This window comes from Priestia sp. FW507-14D1A, assembly GCF_058781295.1.
This window is the reverse complement of record NZ_JBYSWQ010000001.1, coordinates 1,536,070-1,555,991: the sequence shown is the minus strand read 5'-3', so window position 1 is coordinate 1,555,991 and position 19,922 is coordinate 1,536,070. Positions and strand designations below refer to the sequence as shown.

24 protein-coding genes and 1 riboswitch are annotated in these 19,922 nt (G+C 37.8%); of the genes, 15 read left to right on the top strand and 9 right to left on the bottom strand.

The features are described from left to right. Positions 1-4: 4 nt before the first annotated feature. The 5 genes from menB to AC3WJG_RS08445 all read left to right on the top strand — a co-directional run bounded on the left by menB (position 5) and on the right by AC3WJG_RS08445 (position 7,378). Positions 5-823 (top strand): 1,4-dihydroxy-2-naphthoyl-CoA synthase, encoded by an 819-nt coding sequence (gene menB / locus AC3WJG_RS08465; protein ID WP_013085280.1) that lies wholly within the window; start codon positions 5-7, stop codon positions 821-823. A gap of 82 nt (positions 824-905) precedes the next feature. After that, on the top strand, positions 906-2,369 hold the full coding sequence (locus tag AC3WJG_RS08460) for an o-succinylbenzoate--CoA ligase (RefSeq protein ID WP_102813618.1): 1,464 nt from the start codon (positions 906-908) through the stop codon (positions 2,367-2,369). 3 nt (positions 2,370-2,372) lie between these two features. Next, positions 2,373-3,476, top strand: coding sequence for an o-succinylbenzoate synthase (menC, locus tag AC3WJG_RS08455; protein ID WP_028410457.1), 1,104 nt, complete (start codon positions 2,373-2,375; stop codon positions 3,474-3,476). A gap of 279 nt (positions 3,477-3,755) precedes the next feature. Further along, a riboswitch (cobalamin riboswitch) is annotated at positions 3,756-3,941 on the top strand. A gap of 133 nt (positions 3,942-4,074) precedes the next feature. After that, positions 4,075-6,318: a ribonucleoside-diphosphate reductase subunit alpha gene (locus tag AC3WJG_RS08450; protein ID WP_492588115.1), complete on the top strand. Its 2,244-nt coding sequence runs from the start codon at positions 4,075-4,077 to the stop codon at positions 6,316-6,318. A 16-nt stretch (positions 6,319-6,334) separates the two neighbouring features. Beyond that, positions 6,335-7,378 carry a ribonucleotide-diphosphate reductase subunit beta gene (locus AC3WJG_RS08445; RefSeq protein WP_013059560.1) on the top strand — a complete coding sequence of 348 codons (1,044 nt, stop codon included), beginning with the start codon at positions 6,335-6,337 and terminating at the stop codon, positions 7,376-7,378. A 29-nt stretch (positions 7,379-7,407) separates the two neighbouring features. Here AC3WJG_RS08445 and AC3WJG_RS08440 read toward each other — a convergent pair whose 3' ends face one another. After that, positions 7,408-7,611 (bottom strand): hypothetical protein, encoded by a 204-nt coding sequence (locus AC3WJG_RS08440; RefSeq protein ID WP_013059559.1) that lies wholly within the window; start codon positions 7,609-7,611, stop codon positions 7,408-7,410. Positions 7,612-7,677: 66 nt separating this feature from the next. After that, a complete protein-coding gene (locus AC3WJG_RS08435; RefSeq protein WP_013059558.1) occupies positions 7,678-7,836 on the bottom strand; it encodes a DUF1540 domain-containing protein in 159 nt (52 codons plus the stop codon). 207 nt (positions 7,837-8,043) lie between these two features. Here AC3WJG_RS08435 and AC3WJG_RS08430 point away from each other — a divergent pair, with 207 nt between their 5' ends. Genes AC3WJG_RS08430 through AC3WJG_RS08420 form a run of 3 tightly spaced genes read left to right on the top strand, consistent with a single transcriptional unit; the run spans position 8,044 to position 9,609 of the window. Beyond that, positions 8,044-8,325, top strand: coding sequence for a DUF2325 domain-containing protein (locus AC3WJG_RS08430; protein WP_013059557.1), 282 nt, complete (start codon positions 8,044-8,046; stop codon positions 8,323-8,325). A 54-nt stretch (positions 8,326-8,379) separates the two neighbouring features. After that, positions 8,380-9,135: a hypothetical protein gene (locus AC3WJG_RS08425; protein WP_253351914.1), complete on the top strand. Its 756-nt coding sequence runs from the start codon at positions 8,380-8,382 to the stop codon at positions 9,133-9,135. 15 nt (positions 9,136-9,150) lie between these two features. Beyond that, positions 9,151-9,609, top strand: a complete 459-nt coding sequence (locus AC3WJG_RS08420) for a flavodoxin (RefSeq protein WP_337133894.1) — start codon at positions 9,151-9,153, stop codon at positions 9,607-9,609. A gap of 29 nt (positions 9,610-9,638) precedes the next feature. Here the strand turns inward: AC3WJG_RS08420 and AC3WJG_RS08415 are convergent, their stop codons facing one another. Together AC3WJG_RS08415 and AC3WJG_RS08410 are read right to left on the bottom strand one after the other, a co-directional pair. After that, the gene (locus AC3WJG_RS08415; protein ID WP_060747083.1) at positions 9,639-10,676 is read right to left on the bottom strand and encodes a cytochrome d ubiquinol oxidase subunit II; all 1,038 of its coding nucleotides are present in this window, start codon (positions 10,674-10,676) and stop codon (positions 9,639-9,641) included. 15 nt (positions 10,677-10,691) lie between these two features. Then, complete coding sequence (locus tag AC3WJG_RS08410; RefSeq protein ID WP_013085272.1) at positions 10,692-12,026, bottom strand: cytochrome ubiquinol oxidase subunit I; 1,335 nt, start codon at positions 12,024-12,026, stop codon at positions 10,692-10,694. 152 nt (positions 12,027-12,178) lie between these two features. Here AC3WJG_RS08410 and AC3WJG_RS08405 point away from each other — a divergent pair, with 152 nt between their 5' ends. Further along, the gene (locus tag AC3WJG_RS08405; protein WP_013059552.1) at positions 12,179-12,424 is read left to right on the top strand and encodes a type B 50S ribosomal protein L31; all 246 of its coding nucleotides are present in this window, start codon (positions 12,179-12,181) and stop codon (positions 12,422-12,424) included. 29 nt (positions 12,425-12,453) lie between these two features. On the opposite strand, the gene AC3WJG_RS08400 is transcribed toward AC3WJG_RS08405, so the two are convergent. Further along, positions 12,454-13,413, bottom strand: coding sequence for a metal ABC transporter substrate-binding protein (locus AC3WJG_RS08400; protein WP_060747085.1), 960 nt, complete (start codon positions 13,411-13,413; stop codon positions 12,454-12,456). Between the two features lie 83 nt (positions 13,414-13,496). Next, positions 13,497-14,684: a GTP-binding protein gene (locus AC3WJG_RS08395; protein ID WP_337133895.1), complete on the bottom strand. Its 1,188-nt coding sequence runs from the start codon at positions 14,682-14,684 to the stop codon at positions 13,497-13,499. Between the two features lie 119 nt (positions 14,685-14,803). Here AC3WJG_RS08395 and AC3WJG_RS08390 point away from each other — a divergent pair, with 119 nt between their 5' ends. Then, the gene (locus AC3WJG_RS08390; RefSeq protein WP_013085269.1) at positions 14,804-15,376 is read left to right on the top strand and encodes a beta-class carbonic anhydrase; all 573 of its coding nucleotides are present in this window, start codon (positions 14,804-14,806) and stop codon (positions 15,374-15,376) included. Between the two features lie 3 nt (positions 15,377-15,379). Here the strand turns inward: AC3WJG_RS08390 and yidD are convergent, their stop codons facing one another. Continuing rightward, positions 15,380-15,607, bottom strand: coding sequence for a membrane protein insertion efficiency factor YidD (gene yidD / locus AC3WJG_RS08385; protein ID WP_013059548.1), 228 nt, complete (start codon positions 15,605-15,607; stop codon positions 15,380-15,382). Between the two features lie 150 nt (positions 15,608-15,757). On the opposite strand from yidD, the gene AC3WJG_RS08380 reads away from it, so the two are divergent. The 5 genes from AC3WJG_RS08380 to ytkD all read left to right on the top strand — a co-directional run bounded on the left by AC3WJG_RS08380 (position 15,758) and on the right by ytkD (position 18,312). Next, positions 15,758-16,231: an S-ribosylhomocysteine lyase gene (locus AC3WJG_RS08380; protein ID WP_013059547.1), complete on the top strand. Its 474-nt coding sequence runs from the start codon at positions 15,758-15,760 to the stop codon at positions 16,229-16,231. A 163-nt stretch (positions 16,232-16,394) separates the two neighbouring features. After that, on the top strand, positions 16,395-16,835 hold the full coding sequence (locus AC3WJG_RS08375; protein ID WP_013085268.1) for a Dps family protein: 441 nt from the start codon (positions 16,395-16,397) through the stop codon (positions 16,833-16,835). 81 nt (positions 16,836-16,916) lie between these two features. Next, the gene (locus tag AC3WJG_RS08370; RefSeq protein WP_028410466.1) at positions 16,917-17,342 is read left to right on the top strand and encodes a phage holin family protein; all 426 of its coding nucleotides are present in this window, start codon (positions 16,917-16,919) and stop codon (positions 17,340-17,342) included. 74 nt (positions 17,343-17,416) lie between these two features. Then, the gene (locus AC3WJG_RS08365) at positions 17,417-17,737 is read left to right on the top strand and encodes a hypothetical protein (RefSeq protein WP_028410467.1); all 321 of its coding nucleotides are present in this window, start codon (positions 17,417-17,419) and stop codon (positions 17,735-17,737) included. A 104-nt stretch (positions 17,738-17,841) separates the two neighbouring features. Next, the gene (ytkD, locus tag AC3WJG_RS08360; protein WP_028410468.1) at positions 17,842-18,312 is read left to right on the top strand and encodes an RNA deprotection pyrophosphohydrolase; all 471 of its coding nucleotides are present in this window, start codon (positions 17,842-17,844) and stop codon (positions 18,310-18,312) included. 46 nt (positions 18,313-18,358) lie between these two features. Here ytkD and AC3WJG_RS08355 read toward each other — a convergent pair whose 3' ends face one another. Both AC3WJG_RS08355 and AC3WJG_RS08350 read right to left on the bottom strand, forming a co-directional pair. Continuing rightward, the gene (locus AC3WJG_RS08355; protein WP_060747087.1) at positions 18,359-19,165 is read right to left on the bottom strand and encodes an ABC transporter permease; all 807 of its coding nucleotides are present in this window, start codon (positions 19,163-19,165) and stop codon (positions 18,359-18,361) included. Beyond that, positions 19,152-19,922 carry an ABC transporter ATP-binding protein gene (locus AC3WJG_RS08350; protein WP_057233120.1) on the bottom strand — a complete coding sequence of 257 codons (771 nt, stop codon included), beginning with the start codon at positions 19,920-19,922 and terminating at the stop codon, positions 19,152-19,154. The genes AC3WJG_RS08355 and AC3WJG_RS08350 overlap by 14 nt, the downstream gene beginning before the upstream one ends.

Below are 19,922 nucleotides of genomic sequence, written 5' to 3'. Positions count from 1 at the left end.
AAAGATGACAGTTGAATGGACATCAGTACGTCAGTATGAAGACATTTTATACGAAACATATAACGGAATCGCTAAAATTACGATTAACCGTCCGGAAGTGCACAATGCATTCCGTCCAAAAACAGTAATGGAATTGATCGATGCATTTGCTTATGCTCGTGACGATGCAAGCGTTGGAGTAATTGTATTAGCAGGTGCTGGGGATAAAGCATTTTGCTCAGGCGGAGACCAAAGAGTTCGCGGCCACGGCGGCTATGTAGGAGAAGATGAAATTCCACGTCTAAACGTTCTAGATTTACAGCGTTTAATTCGCGTAATTCCAAAGCCGGTTGTTGCGATGGTATCAGGCTATGCAATTGGCGGAGGCCACGTTCTTCACGTTGTATGTGACTTAACAATTGCAGCGGATAACGCAGTCTTTGGACAAACAGGTCCTAAAGTAGGAAGCTTCGATGCAGGATATGGCTCTGGTTACTTAGCTCGCATCGTAGGTCATAAGAAAGCGCGTGAGATCTGGTTCTTATGCCGTCAGTACAACGCTCAAGAAGCACTAGACATGGGATTAGTAAACACGGTCGTTCCATTAGAACAGCTTGAAGCTGAAACAATTCAATGGTGTGAAGAGATGTTAGAAAAAAGTCCAACCGCTCTTCGTTTCTTAAAAGCAGCATTTAATGCTGATACGGATGGCTTAGCTGGTATCCAGCAATTTGCGGGTGACGCAACGCTTCTTTATTACACAACCGATGAGGCAAAAGAAGGTCGCGATGCATTTAAGGAAAAACGCAATCCAGACTTCCAACAGTTCCCACGTTTCCCTTAAACAGCTGAAACAGCTTGGTGATTATCATCAGGCTGTTTTTTCAATTTAATTTAGTTAATCAGTATAAAAAGGAGAGAAATTCATGAGTAGCCAAACGATTCCTAATGGGCTTATGCAAAGAGCATATTTGACGCCAAATCGAGTGGCGGTAGAAACACCGCAAACGTCTCTTACGTTTCAAGAGCTTCATAAACGTGTTCAAAAAGTAGCACAGCAGCTTTCGTTTAACGGTGTAAAGCAAGGCGATACCATTGCTTTATACATGAAAAATAGAGTGGAGTTTATTGAGATTTTACATGCGGTTTCTTATATTGGCGCCCGGTTGCTGCTCGTCAACACGCGTTTGACAAACGAAGAAATTAATTATCAGCTAACAGATGCAAACGTGTCGTTGCTTATTGCGGATGAAACATTTTTAATGAGAGAATTCCAAAGTTCCATTACTCAGCTTACTTTACCTGCTTTAAAAAGTTCTCCAGAAGCAGAAACAGGTTTTCAAAAAACGTGGAATCTCGAGGACACATTCACCATTATGTATACGTCTGGAACAACAGGTCATCCAAAAGGAGTGCTGCAGACATATGGAAATCACTGGTGGAGTTCCGTTGGCTCAGCGCTTAATTTAGGATTAAATGAAAAAGACTGCTGGCTTATAGCGGTTCCTTTGTTTCATATTAGCGGCTTATCTATTTTAATGCGGAGCGTCTTTTACGGAATGAAAATCATTTTAGAAGAACGGTTTGAAGCAAGAGCAGTAAATGAAGCGATTGAAAACAAAGGGGTAACGATTATTTCGGTTGTCACTTCCATGCTGTCCAACATGCTCGATGAGTTAGGGGAACGGAAATATCCGCATACGTTTCGATGCATGCTTTTAGGAGGAGGACCTGCACCGCTTACTATTTTAGAAGCTTGTGTGAGTAAAGAAATTCCTGTTTATCAAACGTATGGAATGACAGAAACATCTTCACAGTTCGTTACGCTTTCACCTGAAGATAGTTTGCGAAAACTGGGATCAGCAGGTAAACCATTATTTCCATGTGCAATGAAAATTGTAGATGAAAAAGGAAATGAGACCAGCGAAGCAGGAGAAATTATTGTTAAAGGTCCAAATGTTACAAAAGGATATTTAAATAAACCTGAAGCTACTGAAAAAGCAATTCAACAAGGCTGGTTCTATACAGGAGACATCGGGAAAGTGGATGAAGAAGGCTTTCTATATGTGTTAGACAGACGTTCAGACCTTATTATTTCAGGTGGAGAAAATGTATATCCAGCTGAAATTGAAAATGTTTTGTTGAAGCATCCCGCTGTTAAAGAGGCCGGTGTAACGGGAGTAGCTGACGAAAAATGGGGACAAGTGCCAGCTGCATGTGTTGTTGTAAACGAAGACGTTTCAGATGAAGAATTATCTTTACACATTCAACAATTTTTAGCAAAGTACAAACTTCCAAAGTATTTCGTTCGAGTACAGGAGCTGCCGCGAACGGCTTCTAATAAAATCATACGCCGGAAGCTATCATCGTTCATACAGAAAGGGAGCTAATCGATGATTATAAAAAAAGTACATCTTTATAAAATTGACATGAAGCTTCTTTCTCCTTTTTCAACAAGCTATGGTACAGTGCAGGATCGAGAATTGATTTTGCTTGAAGTAGAAGATGAACAAGGATTTACAGGGTGGGGAGAAGTAGTTGCTTTTTCATCTCCTTGGTATACGGAAGAAACGATTCAGACGTGTTTTCATATGTTAGACGATTTTTTAATTCCCTCGCTTCTTCATCAGCAGCTTCAAAAACCAGAGGATGTTCAAAAGTTATTCAAACCTCTAAAGCGAAATAACATGGCTAAAGCAGCTTTAGACTGTGCTGTGTGGGATTTGTATGCAAAGCGGCAGAACAAACCGTTATCTGAAGTAATTGGAGGAGTAAGGTCTGCTGTAGAAGCTGGAGTGGTAGTTGGCTTAAATGATATTTCCATAATGAAAGAACAAATAAAGACTTACATGAAAGATGGCTATAAGCGCTTTAAAGTGAAAATTAAGCCGGGTGCTGACTATGAGCTACTGAAACAAATTCGAGATGAATTTCCAAGCATTCCTCTTATGGCTGATGCCAATTCAGCCTATACGTTAAGCGATAGTGATTCATTGAAGAAACTAGATGAATTGAATTTAATGATGATCGAACAGCCGTTAAGTTCTGATGATATCCTTGATCATCGATTGTTACAAAAGCAAATGCAGACGCCAATTTGCTTAGATGAAAGTATTGTGAGCTATGAAGATGCACGTCATGCAATTGAACAAAGAAGCTGTAAGATTATCAATGTGAAAATCGGTCGAGTTGGCGGAATGTCCGTAGCAAAGCAAATTCATGATTTGTGCGCCCAGTATGGTGTAAGACTTTGGGTTGGCGGAATGTTAGAAGCCGGGATTTCAAGAGCTCATAACATCGCCCTTGCGACATTGCCTTCTTTCACGATACCAGGTGATATTTCTGCGTCATCTCGCTATTGGGAAAAAGATATTATTAAGCCCGAAGTAGAGGTAGAAGCCGGAGTAATAAAGGTGAAGGGAAAACCGGGGATAGGATACGATATCGATAAAAACTTTATCAAAACAATCACAGCATTTGAAAAAGAATACCAATAATTAAAAACCGTTTTTTATGTAAAACGGTTTTTTTTATTGAGGTTGTCAATGTTTAGTAGAAAAATAGGACAAATTTTTTAAAAAGAGCACATTGTTCCATCAAGCGTGTCAAAACATGTTATGATGGAATAGTTTGATGAAAAAAGTCGAAGAGTTTTATCGTAAAAAACAAAATTATTTTTGAAAATAGGTTGATAGTTTTCTAAGTTGTCCTATATAATGTGTTTATAACATAACACAATATGTTGTTTTGAAATCGATAATAAAATACTATATTTTGTGTTTTCCAGTGAAAAAGGTGTCTGATAAAAAGACTTAAAAGGGAATTTGGTGAAAATCCAAAGCTGTCCCCGCAACTGTGAATGCTGATGAAATAAGGAGATCCACTGTGAGTAAACATCATGGGAAGGCCTTAAAGTAAAAAGAAGCATAAGTCAGGAGACCTGCCTTTTTTATGTCGTTTTATCTTCTTCGGGAGGTGAGAGGGTAGAGCGAGGATTGAGAAAAGACTTAGTGTCTTCTTCTATCTTCGTTCTATTCGCTCACCGAGGTACGGTGAGCGATTTTTTATTTTGAAGTGAAGAGAGGAGCCATATTTATGGTGAATACATTAAAGCCTACAATTCTACATGAATTAACTGCATATATTGAACGTTTAAAAAATGAATTTACGCAGCTTGATTTTTCTTTGTATGAGGAAAAGGTTATTCAAACTGTTACAGTAAAGGAAAATATGACGGACGAAAAGGTTGCAAACGTCCTAATTTTAGCAGCCTTAGAGCGTATTTCAATGGAAGAACCAGATTGGACGTACGTAGCGGCAGACGTCTACTTAAACGAACTATATCGAAAAGCAGCGGACAACCGAGGTTATGATAAAAAAGAGAAGTACGGTTCGTTTTATCAGCTTATTCAAGAACTAACAAAAATCGGCATTTATAATAAACAGCTATTAAAAACATATACAGAAGAAGAAATTAATGAAATTGCTTCAGTCATTATTCCTGAACGCGATCGTTTATTTACATACATTGGATTGTTGACATTAGCAGATCGCTATTTAGCGACATCACATGATAAGCGCGTATACGAATTACCGCAAGAACGTTTTCTTATCATTGCTATGACGCTGATGTCTCAAGAAAAGAAAGAAAATCGAACAGCATTAGTAAAAGAAGCGTACTGGGCGCTTTCTAGTCTATATATGACGGTTGCCACACCAACGCTTTCAAACGCAGGAAAGAGCTACGGACAGCTATCTAGCTGCTTTATTGATACGATTGATGACAGCTTACGCGGTATTTATGATAGCAATACAGATTTGGCCACGCTTAGTAAAAATGGAGGCGGAATTGGTGTCTACCTCGGTCATATTAGAAGCCGAGGAAGTGAGATAAAAGGTTTTAAAGGCGTATCATCAGGAACAATTCCATGGATGAAACAGCTAAATAATACGGCTGTAAGTGTCGATCAGCTAGGTCAACGACAAGGGGCTATTGCCGTATATTTAGACGTATGGCATAAAGACATCTTTTCATTCTTAGACGCGCGGTTGAACAATGGTGACGAACGCCAGCGCACGCATGATTTATTCACTGGCGTATGTTTGCCAGATTTGTTTATGGAAAAAGTAGAAGCACGTGAAGACTGGCACTTATTCGATCCTCACGAAGTTCGTACGCTGATGGGCTACTCGTTAGAAGATTTTTATGATGAAGAAGAAGGCAGCGGTTCGTTCCGCACTCGTTACGCTGAGTGTGTAAATAATGAACAGCTTTCAAGAGAGACAGTACCTGCTATTGAAATCTTCAAGCGCATTATGCTTTCGCAGCTTGAAACGGGGACGCCTTATATGTTCTATCGTGATACGGTTAACCGAGCTAATCAAAACCGCCACGAGGGCATGATCTACTGCAGCAACTTATGTACAGAAATTACGCAAAACCAAAGCACAACGGTCGTAACAGAGGAAATTACGGAAGACGGAAAAATTATTATTACAAAGAATCCGGGCGATTTTGTTGTATGTAATCTTTCTTCTATCAACTTAGCGAGAGCCGTAACTGAAGATGTGCTTGAACGTTTAATTCCAATTCAAGTACGCATGCTTGATAACGTTATTGAGTTAAATGATTTGCCGGTACTTCAAGCAAAACTAACAAACCAAAAGTACCGCGCAGTAGGGCTTGGCACATTTGGTTGGAACCATTTGCTTGCCTTAAAGAAAATAGCATGGGAAACAGATGAAGCGGTAGCATATTGCGATGAATTGTATGAGCAAATCGCTTACTTAACCGTACAGGCAAGCATGAACTTAGCTAAAGAAAAAGGTGCATATCCATTATTTAAAGGCTCAGATTTTGAGTCAGGCGCTTATTTTGAAACACGTAAATACACAAGCGAAGCGTGGAGTGAACTGCGTAACGAAGTTCAAAACAATGGGATAAGAAATGGCTACTTAATGGCTGTAGCACCTAATTCATCAACATCTATTATCGCGGGTTCTACTGCAAGTATTGATCCGATTTTCCGTAAGTTTTATTCAGAGGAAAAGAAAAACTATAAAATCCCGGTGACGGCACCGGATTTATCACCAGCAACAAACTGGTATTATAAGTCCGTTTATTTAATTGATCAGCACTGGAGCATTAAGCAAAACGCCAAGCGCCAGCGCCATATTGATCAATCCATTTCATTCAACTTATATGTGCAAAATGATATCCGAGCAAAAGAGCTGCTGGATCTTCATATGACGGCATGGAAAGAAAAGTTAAAAACGACCTACTACGTACGTTCAACATCAAGTGAAGTCATTGAAGAATGTGAAAGCTGTCATAGTTAAAAGGAGTGAATAATTGATGACAAGCATGTTAAAACGAGAATTAATGAACGAAACAGCTCCGAACCGTTCGACAGGAATCATCAACGGCAAGAGCTCAAATATTCTAAACTGGGATGACGTCCGATTTTCATGGGCGTTCCCTAAATACAAGCGTATGCTAGCTAACTTCTGGACGCCGTTTGAAATTAATATGGGTCAAGATATTAAGCAGTTCCCTCAGTTAACGGCTGACGAACAAGAGAGTTTTTTAAAAATTATTGGCTTGCTGGCGCTACTGGACAGTATTCAATCAGATTATGCTAGCAAAGTAGCTGACTATGTAACCGATTCTTCGATTAATGCTCTAATGATTATTTTAGCGCAGCAAGAAGTGGTTCATAATCATTCGTATTCATATGTTTTATCAAGTCTTGTACCAAAAGGAAAACAAGATGAAGTATTTGAATACTGGCGCACAGACGAAAAGCTTCGCGCTCGAAATGACTTTATTACAAACGGATATAAAGCATTTAGCGAAGAAGCAACGGTTGAAAACTTTTTGAAGTCTATGGTATATGATGTTATTTTAGAAGGCCTTTTCTTCTATAGCGGATTTGCTTTCTTCTATAATCTTGCGAGAAATCAAAAGATGGTGGCGACATCTACGATGATTAACTATATCAATCGTGATGAACAGCTTCACGTTGGGTTATTTGAAAAGATTTTCAAGGAAGTACTAAATGAAAATCCAGCTTATCGTACGGAAGAGCTAGAAACGTTTGTAGTTGAAACGTTCCAAGAGGCAGCTCGTCTTGAAATTGAATGGGCGGAATCTGTTATCGGAGAAAAATTCGACGGCATCACGATGAAAGAACTGCAGCAGTATATTGAATACATGGCTAATAAACGCTGTAATCAATTAGGCTTCGGCCGAGCTGCTTTCCCAGAAGCACCGATTGAAAATCCTCTTCGTTGGATTATTGCTTATCAAGAGGTAGATTTAGGGAAAACGGATTTCTTTGAACAGAAATCAAGACAATATACAAAAGCATCAGATGCGAATGGATTTGATGATCTATAAACACAAAAGCTGACTAATTTCCTTATTGATTAGTCAGCTTTTTTTAAGTGAATAAGTCCAAGTTCTAACGCACGTGTGGTAATTAAGTCATCAATTTCTTCTGGAATGTTTTCAAGTGTTCCCCATTTATATGTCCATAAATGAGTAAACGATTGTACATAGATTGGAAAGGTTTGTTCATTTGCTTTTATGGCTTCTTCTTTAAAAAAATGAATCAGTTGTTCAGTTTTCATATTAGTCTCCTTTTTTATGATCTTGAAGAGAGAAAAAAGACAACCCAGAGGCTGTCCTTTTGCGGGTTACGCTTCAGTTGGCTTGAACGTTTTACAGTCTGTTTCATAGCTGCTTGCTGCATGTTTTCCGCTATGACTTACCACGTAAATTTCTTCTGCGCTGCAGTGATTTCCATTTTTCCAAAAGTGACAGTTATTTACTTCACAAAGAATGTTTTGTTCCAACGTTAACCCTCCTTTGTATGTGATAGCTATAGTATGGTCAAAATTCAACTAACTTATAAGAAAGGTGGTAGACTTTCATTTTAATTGAGAATTTTTATCAATTAAACATTGACAAAGAGAATCATTCTCAATTAAACTGTGTATATAGTAAAGGATACAAGTTGTTGGCAAATCATTAAATGAATAATTAATTGGGAGGGAACAAAAATGTCATCAGTTATGGTTGTAGGAGGAGACAGGTTAAAGCATATTACAGATCGTTTAGCGGGAGAAGGGTTTAATGAAGTCATTCATTTAGATGGCCGTAAAAGCAATATGGTGAAGCGAGAAATACCCGAACATATTGGGTTTGTATTAGTTATTACGGATTTTATTAATCACAATATGGCAAAAGTCATTAAAGAGAAAGCAAAAAAACAAAAAAAACCAATTTATTTCGTCAAACATTCATGGAGTGCTATTCGTAAAGTGATTGAGCAGATTTCATGATTTAATTTTTACTTATTATTGAGAATGAATTTCAATTAGGGTGGTGAGACATAGGTGGAACCGATAAAAGTGCATATAAAGACACTCTCTAACGACCACATCGAACAATTTATTCGATGTCCGTACAAATTTTATCAGCAGCAGCTTCTTTTGAAAAAAACATCTATAGATTGGAAACAGCTCGTTCAAGTAACTGTCCATCAAATCATTAAAACATACTATAGCAAGCCAGTTGAGTATCGCTCAAACCTCTATGTTTTACAGCTTATTGAAAAATATTGGCGCCTAAAGCCAAATATGTTTTCATCACCCGTTCACTATTACGATGTGTTAGCTAAAGTAAGCGATTATTTACTAAGGTTTTTAGGGGAAAAAGCACATGTGGAACTACCGCTTTTTGTGTTTGAGAAATACAGCGTTTATGTAGAAGAAATTCAAAGCAACCTTTCTCTAACCATTGATTTTGCTGCATGGACAGAGAAATCTTATACGCTAACAAAATTCATTCTAGATGACCATGAAGAAGTGAAAAACGCAATGAAAGACTTTATTATCGTTTTTTCGAAACAAGCTTTTAAAAAGGTTCCTGAACAAATTCGTTTTTATTCATTGTTAACTGAAGAAACAACAACTTATCATATTGCCCCAGACGATTATCAAAAAGCCATACTTCAACTACATATTGTCAAAAGTGTGTTAATGGAACCAAAACATTTTCAAAAGAATTATGCATCCAGTGAGTGTGAAAACTGTCCTCTTCAACAAGAATGTGCTGAAGAAAGGGATGTGCGGCCAACACTGCTGGTGTAAAGGAGCGTTATTTACATGAAGGAAATCTTACTAGCTTATGCGAGTATGTCAGGTAACACAGAAGCGATAGCCGATTTGATCGAAGAAGAATTAGTCAAGCATGGATTGCATGTGAAACGAGCAGAAGTATATGACATTGATGCTCCTGACCTTGTATCCGCGGAATCTATTATCTTTGGAGCTTATACGTGGGGAGATGGAGAGCTGCCAGATGATTTTTTAGATCTTTATGAGGAAATGGATGATATAGATCTCAGTCAGAAGCAGATGGCTGTATTTGGCTCAGGTGATTCATCATATGATGTTTTTTGCGGAGCAGTTGATTTAATTGAAGAAAAAATAAAGGAACGTAACGGAAATATAGCCGTTCCCGGTTTGAAAATCGAGCTCTCTCCCTTTGGAGAAGATGTAGAAAAATGTAAGGTATTTGCTAAAGGTTTTGCTGAAGTAGTAGCAAAATCTGCTGCTTCATAAGAAAACCCGGTCAAGTGCTGACCGGGTTTTTAGTATGGCTTCTTTTTGCTGTATTCTTTATTATCTTTCATAAATAGACGCCAGAAATAAAAGAATCCAGGAAATAAAATAGCAAAACCAACAATATACACAATAAATAAAGAATGAAACGCATCGGGATGTGTAAATCCATTCTCAATCGTTACGTTTGGATAGACAACATAAGGTAAATGACTTCGTCCGTATACGTAACTTGCTAAGAAATATTGAAGGATAATGGATACCACGGCTAAACGAGGCATGCCTTTTCCTTTTTGAGAAGGGAGCAGCAGAGCAATACCAGCTACTACAAATAGACCTACAGATCCGTAAAGAAGAGGCTTAAACTGCATCATTTTATCATATAACCAGCTGGCTTCTGATTGCATTGTAATCATAATAAAGATAGCCATTAGCAGTGAAAGAGGTCCTGTAATGAGCGCATCGCGCCGATAGACCGCATAAGCTTCCATTTCGTCAGATGACTTCGAGTAATCTGCTAATAAAAGAGACGAAAGAAACAGGGAAGAGGTAATGGCAAAACCAATAAATGAATAGACGTGCGGACTTGAAAACACTTTTGCTAAATTCAATCGCTGCGTGCCGTCAATTATATCAATAAATCCACCTTGACTTACTGGCAGTACCGCGATTAAAAAAGCAGGAATTAATACGCCAGAGATACCGGATACATAAACCAACGCTCTCCGATATTTGAAGCTGCTAGCATAGTGTGAAAACACTAAAAATCCGCTTCGAATAGATAAGAGAAGTAAAATGATACTCCCCGGTATTAGTAGCACTGTTCCAAGCGTAAATGTAGCTCGAGGAAAAAAGCTAAACAGCGCAACCACAATCGCAACGATAAATACATTGGTTACTTCCCAAGTAGGCGATAGATATCTGTTTGCTACATCTGTAGCATTTGTTTTCGTACGGTTAATATATACCATCGACCAAAAACCAGCTCCAAAATCCATCGTTCCCATTACGGCATAGATAAAAATGAAGCCCCATATTACGGTAATTGCTAGTAACGAATCACCCATATTCTCACATCCTTTTTAATCTGCTTGCGCAGCAAGCTCTTTAGAAAGCGGATTTCTTCTGAAATAAAACACCAGTACAAGGGCGACTGCGGCCACGAGTACGATATAAACAAGCAAAAATAAAAAAAATAAAATATGCAAATTAGCAGAAGTGGTAACTGCTTCTGATGTACGCATGATGCGGTAAATGACCCAGGGCTGTCTTCCGGTACATGCAAAAATCCATCCGAATTCAATGCCCATGATCGCGAGAGGGCCCGTTGCGACAAATGCCCACATGAAAATTTTCGGGAAGCTTTTCTTCTTTAAAAACTTATACCAAACAACGCCCACTAGCGCCACTAAAATTAAAATCGATCCGATAATGACCATACCGTTAAACAAGGTATGCACAAAAAGCGGCGGCCAATAATCCCTAGGGAAGTCATTGAGTCCAGTAATCACTGTATTAAAGCTATTACCCGACAAGAAGCTGAGCATCCATGGAAACTCAATTCCATACTTGACTCGCTGTTCTTTTTCATCTGTAAATCCGCCTAAAGCTAATGGTGCATGATCTTGTGTTTCAAATAGACCTTCAGCTGCTGCAAGTTTTTCGGGTTGATATTCGTATACTTTTTGCATAGATTCATGTCCATTCAAAGCCGTTACAAAAGAGAAAATCCCGCCGATTACTAATCCCATCATCAGCGCTTTATGATGAAACTTATATTCTCTTGGATTATGTTTTCGCGCACGAAGCATTTTAAAGGCAGCGACTGAAGCAATGACGAAGCCTCCAGTTGTATAAGCAGAAACGGCTACGTGACCGGACGTTACAAAGAAGCTCGGATTAAAGAAAGCTGCCCAAGGATCTACGCTTACAATGTCTCCATTTAAAATTCGAAAGCCAGCAGGTGTTCCTTCAAATGCATGCACGTTGGTAATTAAAACGGCAGAGGCAAGTGCTCCTATTGCTACTAAAATCAGACTGATAATCCTCATTTTTCGAGAAATACGGTCCGCTGCGTATACGTAAATAGAGAGAAACAGAGCCTCAATAAAGAAAGCATAAATTTCAATTTGAAAGGGAAGAGCCATTACTTTTCCTACAATTTCCATAAAACCCGGCCAAAGCAACGCTAGTTGTACACCAGCAATTGTTCCCGTAGGAATAGCGACTCCAAGCAGGACGGCAGCTCCTTTTGTCCAGCGCTGTGCCATAAGTTCATAATCTTTATCTTTTGTTTTGTAGTAAAGAATTTCAGCCAATAAAATCATGAGAGGAATGCCGACACCAAGGGTGGCAAAAATGATATGTACTCCCATGTTCAGGCCAAACATTGAACGTGCAGTAACTAAATGATCCATTCATTTTTCAACCTTTCCAGTAAAGTATTGATAAACCTTATTGTCCACTTTTTACCACGCTTTATGCATCGGAATTGGTAAAACATATCACTTGAAAATAGTAATCATTACGATTATAATGAACATATATTGTTTTAAAGGAGAGATATTTTATGAAAACCAATATTCATCCAGACTATCGTAAAGTTGTATTTATGGACACAAATAGCGGAACATCATTTTTATCAGGATCTACAAAACAATCAAATGAGACCGTTCAATGGGAAGATGGCAACACATATCCGCTTTTAAAAGTTGAAATCAGTTCGGATACACATCCATTTTATACAGGAAAACAAAAATTTGCTGATAAAGGCGGCCGTGTAGAACGCTTTAAGCAAAAATATAAATTACAATAAAAAAACTAGCCGGGAGGCTAGTTTTTTTATTAATATAATGCTTTTTTCAAGGTATCAATGTTGTGTTGCATAATGGAGAAATAATCTTCTTTATTTTTAACATCGTTTTTTGTTAATGACTCTAAGTTATGAAGTGTTAAAGCTTGAGCTCCTACTTCATTTTTTACAAGCGTAGACACTTTAGGCTTTAAATTTTGGTCAAAGATAAAGTATTTGATATGGTCTTTTTTTGCTTGTTTTACGATGTTTTCTAATTGTTTTTGAGACGGCTCATTTGTAGGAGATAAACCCGCTACGCTAATTTGCTTTAAGCCGTATCGTTTTTCCCAGTAGCCATAGGCTGCATGTGATACTAAAATTTCTTTATGAGGTGCGTCGCCAATCGTTGTTTTTAACTCTTGGTCCACATCTTCAAGCTGAGTCTTTAACGCTTGGAAGTTCTTTTCAAACTCTGCTTTTTTATCTGGTTTTAATTCAATAAGTTCGTCTTTAATATTTTCTGCTAATTGAATAGCTAAAACAGGGTCAAGCCAAACGTGAGGGTCTGTATCTCCGTGGTTATGCTCTTCTTCATGGGCATGTTCGTCTTCGTGGGCATGCTCATCTTCAGAACTCTTTGCTAATTTAATTCCTTTTGCAGCTTCTACTAAAGCTACATCTTCATTTTTAAGTGTAGACTGTGCTTTATCTGCAAAACCTTCAAGTCCAATTCCTGAGTAAACAAATGCGTCCGCGTTGGCGATTTTGACCATTGTTTTTGTTGTAGGCTCAAATGAGTGCGCATCTACACCGGTTGGTAAAATGCTTTTAGCGTTTACATATTTTCCGCCGATTTTTTCAGTAAAGTCCTGTAAAGGGTAGATTGTTGTATAAACTTCTAATTTTTTGTTTTTATTATCAGATGCGTTATTTGCACTGCTTGAACTGCACCCTGCAAGAGCTGTTCCAATTCCTAATGCAAGCACCATTAAAAGTGGTTTGAATTTCATTATGTTGCTCCTTCCGTTCGTATCGTAACCATTTATGACCTATGTTATTATATCGTAATTATTACGATTTGAAAACTAAAAATTTACGCACTTACTGTAAATTTAGGAAGGGGATCTTTGAGAGTAGCCCAATCTTGATTCATTTCCTCATTTGTCAGCAAACAGCGGTCTAAAGTTTCAATTATTTCAGCTTTGTTCATATCAATACCAATGAAAACGAGCTCGTTAATACGATCTCCAAATTGTTCATCCCATTTTGCTCGTAATTCAGGCTCTTCTTTTAAGGTTTGTTCTCTTTCTTCCGGAGCGTAAGTTGCTATCCATTCACCCGCTGCTTGAATCATAATGGACGTACCTGCTTGAGAAAGAAGTCCTGCCATATTATTACGCGAAGCAAGCCAGAAAAATCCTTTTGCACGTACAATATCAACCGGCCAGTTCTCTAACCATTTCATAAAGCGTTCAGGATGAAGGGGACGATTCCTTCTGTATACAAAAGAAGAAATACCGAACTCTTCCGTTTCAGGCGTATGGTGCTCCTCATTTAATTCTTTAATCCATCCGGCTCCTTGACTAGCTTTTTCAAAGTCGAATAACTCGGTATGAAGTATGGCTTCAAGGCTTACTTCACTATTAATTGTTTGGATAACAGTGGCTTCTGGGTTTAATTTGTGAAGAACAGCCTCTAGCTCATCTGCATCATCTTTTGTTAACAAATCAACTTTGTTTAACAAAATGACGTTTGCAAATTCAATTTGATCGATTAACAAATCAATCACTTCTCTTGTATCGTTTTCATCTGTTCCTTCTTTGCGGTCCAATAAGCTTTCGCCGGATGAAAAGTCTTCCCAAAAGCGATTGGCATCTACTACAGTGACCATCGTATCTAACGAACATTTCTGAGTTAAATCAATGCCCAGCTCTTCATCAATATAAGTAAATGTTTGAGCAACAGGGATAGGTTCGCTGATTCCGGAAGATTCAATGACAATATAATCAATATCACCATTGTCTGCTAGGCGTTCTACTTCTTTCATTAGATCGTCTCGAAGCGTACAGCAAATACAGCCATTTTGCATTTCAACAAGTTTTTCATCTGTTCGAGAGAATCCGCCTTGTTTAACTAAGTCTGCATCAATATTTACTTCGCTCATGTCATTGACAATGACCGCGACTTTTAAACCTTCTTTATTTTTTAAAATATGGTTCAAAAGAGTTGTTTTACCTGAACCAAGGTATCCGCTGAAAACGGTAACGGGAATTTTTTTCACTGTTATAACCTACTTTCTTGTTTATAAATAATAATAATTACGATTTAACACTTTTCATCTTATAGGAAAAAGTATTATAATACAAGAAAGAATTTTTTTTATGAAGGAGAAGACAGCAGATGAGCTTATTACAAGATGTTTTAGAATTCAACCAAAAATTTGTAGAAGAAAAGAAGTATGAACTTTACGAAACAAGCAAATTCCCTGATAAAAAAATGGTTATTTTATCGTGTATGGACACAAGATTGGTAGAATTACTTCCACACGCTTTGAATTTGCGCAACGGAGACGTGAAAATTGTTAAAAACGCAGGAGCGCTTGTTTCACATCCATTTGGAAGTATTATGCGAAGCATTTTAGTAGCTGTGTACGAGCTTCAAGCAGATGAGGTATGTGTAATTGGTCACCACGACTGTGGAGCAGGTAAACTTCAGGCGGAACCTTTTTTAGAGAAAGTAAGAGCAAAAGGCATCTCAGATGAAGTGATTAATACCATTGAATATTCTATGGACTTGAAACAATGGTTAACGGGTTTTGATTCAGTAGAAGAGACTGTTCAGCATAGTGTAGAGACAATCCGTAATCATCCTTTATTTTCAAAAGATACTCCTGTACATGGACTAGTTATTGATCCAAATACAGGAAAGCTAGATGTTGTTGTAAATGGGTATGAAGCAATCGAAAACAACTAAAGCTTAGTGTGATTTTTTCTCAGGTACTTCATCGATGCCACCCGGATGGAACGGGTGGCATTTTAAAATGCGTTTTACAGTCAAATAAGATCCCTTTACGGCACCAAAGCGTTTAATGGATTCAACTCCGTACTGGGAGCAGGTAGGGTAAAACCGGCACCTTGCCGGAAGAAAAGGTGAAATTCCTTTTTGATATCCTTTTATAAGTAAAAGCAAAAGCTTTGCAATCATTTATTATCACGTTCTTTCTTTCGTGTTTGCTCATACTATAAGGGATAGAAGGAATAAAAAGCAACTAAAAGAAATAAAGGTTATTAAATGGATGAAATATATCGGAATTGCATGTTATGATAGGTGAAAGAAGATAAAAGGAGTGGTATTATGCCATCAGTAGAAAGTTTTGAGCTAGATCATAATGCGGTTAAAGCACCTTACGTAAGACACTGCGGTGTTCACAAAGTGGGAAGCGACGGCGTTGTAAATAAATTTGATATTCGTTTTTGCCAGCCAAACAAACAAGCAATGAAGCCGGACGTTATTCATACGCTAGAGCATTTATTAGCTTTTAATATTCGTACTCATGTAGAAAAATACGATCACTTTGATATTATTGATATTTCGCCTATGGGATGTCAAACAGGGTACTATTTAGTAGTGAGCGGTGAGCCGACTGTACGTGAAATTATTGATTTGTTAGACGATACGTTAAAAGATGCAATTAACATTACTGAAATTCCAGCAGCAAATGAAAAGCAGTGCGGCCAAGCGAAACTTCACGATTTAGAAGGAGCAAAACGCTTGATGAAGTTCTGGCTAGAACAGGACAAAGAAGATTTAGAAAAAGTATTTGGCTAAAAATAAGCAGTCCGCTGGGCTGCTTATTTTATTTGAAAAAAGAGGAAGAAGTTTCTCTAAGTCTAAAGAAAGGGAAATGTCTCTTTTTATGAAAAAAATGTTTTAATCAACTAAAAAAGGGTACAACTATATTATACAAAGAGTTCACAAAGGAGCGAAAAACATGGCAGTAAATGTAAATGAAATCGTTAATAAACAAGTAGCGAATTTTAGTGTAATGTACATAAAACTTCATAACTTTCACTGGTACGTAAAAGGTGAACAATTCTTCACTCTTCATGAAAAGTTTGAAGAGCTGTATACGGAAACAGCTACAATTATTGATGACCTTGCAGAACGCCTTTTAGCATTAGAAGGAAAACCTGTGGCAACAATGAAAGAATCGTTAGAACTTTCTTCTATTAAAGAAGCGGATGGAAGCGAAACGGCTAAAGATATGGTTGCTTCTTTAGTAAGCGATTTTGATACGCTAACTGCTGAATTAAAAGAAGGAATGGACGCAGCCGGTGAAGCGGGCGACGAAACAACAGGAGACATGCTGTTAGCCATTCATCAAAGCTTAGAAAAGCATACGTGGATGTTAAAATCATTCCTAGGCAAGTGATTAAAACCTGCGAGTAATCGCAGGTTTTTTTATGATAAGATGGACGAACACTTTTTTTTCACCGGCATATACTGTAGGGATATGACTGCTGAAAGGGTGAAAAAAGTGGATATGCAGAAGCTTTCTGTCTTGATAATCTCAAGTTTAGGTTCACTGGCTTTTTTTTTATTTGGAGAGTGGGACTATTTACTAATGGCTTTAGTAGCATTAGTGACAATGGATTATTTGACAGGCACGATTGCAGCTTTTATAAATAAACGTTTATCTAGCAAAGTAGGTTTTAAAGGAATTGCCAAAAAGATTTTTATTTTTGCCATGATTGCTGTAGCAAACTTTATCGATTCTGTATTTTGGGAAAACGGTCATATTATTCGAGATGGAGCTATTTTATTCTATATTTTAAACGAAATGATTTCAATTACAGAAAACGCAAGAATTGTAGGGGTTCCGATTCCAGAGCCGTTAAAAAAAGCAATAGCGATTTTAAAAGACCGCTTTAAATCTTAGAGTGTATAAAAAAAGAATAAGATACAAATAAGAAAGATAAGTTGGCACTAGAAAGAAGGAGCTGAATATCTTTCATGACAAAAAAATATTATGTATCTCTGAGTTCAGGGGAAATCAATCAGTCAAATACTGCTTCAGACTGGAATTATGCCATTGAAGCAACAGATGAAGAAGTGGAGCAGCTGAGAACCTATTTAGATCAGCGCGCTTCAAGCGATTGGTCAAGCTTTTGGCGATCACATATTCCGTATCTGGAGTATCATCATGATTCTCAAAATGATATGTACGATAAAACAACAGTTGACATATATGCCATGCTTTATAAGCTGGGAGACGATGAAACAAAATCACATATCAAACAGATGAATATTTTATCTTCAGATAGAATGGAATAAGGGGTAAAAAGCAAATAAAAAAAGTACGAGCATACTTTTCTTATCAGGTATGGCCGTAATGTATGATAAAATAAGGGAAAAATCAAATGGAGTTTGAGTCGACCATGTACACATTTAAGGATGCATATCATAATCAAGTATTTTTATCATTTGAAAAAAATCCATTCTCGAAAACTCCACGTCATGTTTGGGTCGTATGCAGGTATGAAAATCAATGGTTGCTAACGAATCACTCAAAACGAGGTTTAGAATTTCCCGGAGGAAAACTAGAAGGCAATGAAGTACCAGAAGAAGCAGCGGTTCGAGAAGTATTTGAAGAAACAGGCGGAGAAGTCTCTTCTTTGACTTATATTGGTCAGTACAAAGTAGTAAGTAAAGGAAAGACCATTATTAAAAATATTTATTTTGCTACTATTGGAAATGTAATTAAAAAAGAAGACTACATGGAAACAGATGGTCCCGTAATGATTGATCAACTACCTTCGGGCATTCAACAAGATGATGCATACAGCTTCATCATGAAAGATAATGTTTTACAATATGTAATGAAATATGTAAAGCGAACATTTTTGTAAAAGCATCGTATTAATAAAAATCCCCCCGTTTGTACGGGGGGATTTTTTATGAGCGTCGGATCAATTTCTTTTCTAAATAAGCAACGCCTTGGTACATAATCGTAGCGAAAATGGCAATTAATAATAAGCTGAGAAGAACAAGAGTAAAGTTGAAGACTTGGAAACCATAAATAATCATATATCCAAGCCCTTTTGAAGAAACTAAAAATTCTCCTACGATGACGCCTACCCAAGATAAGCCGACATTTACTTTAAATGTGGAAATAATGGCAGGCATGGAAGCTGGAAGAATAGCTTCTTTAAAACAACGGGTTTTCGTTGCCCCGAAGCTTTTTAGTAATTTAATATAGTTTGGATCAACTTCTTTAAAGGCTGTGTAAACGACGATGGATGTAATGATAACGGATATAATTGCTCCCATCGTTAAAATTGAGAAAAATCCTGGCCCGATTGCTACAATTAAAATAGGGCCCAGCGCTACTTTAGGCATGGCGTTTAAAATAACGAGGTAAGGATCTAATATATGTGCAAGCCTAGTTGAATACCAAAGGGCCGTTGCAAGTAAAATACCTAGTAATGTGCCTAGAATGAAGCCGAGAACCGTTTCAAATAATGTAAAACCAATATGTTCTGCCAGCGAGCCGTCAGCAAGTTTAATTAGAAATAAATTCCATACTTTAGTAGGGGAACTGAAAATTAAAGGGTCAATCCACTTTAAACGAGAAGCCAGTTCCCAGAAGCTAAAAAAGGCTAAGAACATGATCAGCTGCACGCTCAGTACTAATCGTTTTTCGCCTCGAACCTTGCGAAGGTAGCTTTCGTGAAGAGTATCTAGGGAGCTAGTGGGTTTCAAGTTGATCAAGCTCCTTCCATATGTCCATAAATAAATCGTTATAGACCGGATGCTGTCGTGCTTCAAACGGAGAAAGGGTTCGTAAAATAGAAGGAACCGTGAATGTTTTTGCAATTTTTCCCGGCTTGGCTGAGAATAAAAAGATTCGGCTGCTCATAGCAATGGCTTCGCCAATATCGTGCGTGACCAAAACAGCCGTTTTTTGATAAGTCATCAGTGTTTTGGAAACAAGTTCTTCAAGCTTGAGTTTTGTTTGAAAATCAAGTGCTGAAAAAGGTTCATCCAAGAGTAAAATAGCGGGGTCAATGGCAAGTGTTCGGACTAAAGCGACGCGTTGTCTCATGCCTCCGGATAACTGGTGTGGATATAGGTCATCTACGCCCTGTAAACCAATTTCTTTTAGGAGTAACAGTGCTTTACTCTCTGTTTTATCTGTTAGCTGTCCTCGAATTTCAAGCCCAAGTAAAATATTTTCTTTAATAGTTTTCCATGGAAACAAATAATCTTGTTGAAGCATATAACCGATGTTTGGGACTGATGTTCCAATATTTTCACCGTCTATTGTGACAAAGCCGGACGTTGGTTCAATCAAGCCTGCAATAATCGATAGAAGCGTCGTTTTTCCACATCCGCTTGGGCCGAGAAAGGAAACAAATTCTCCTTCTTCAATAGACAAATTAATATGTTCAAGTGCAGTGGTAGCGGACTTTGTCGTAAGATACATATGTTGAACATCTTGAATGTGAAGTTTTGTCAT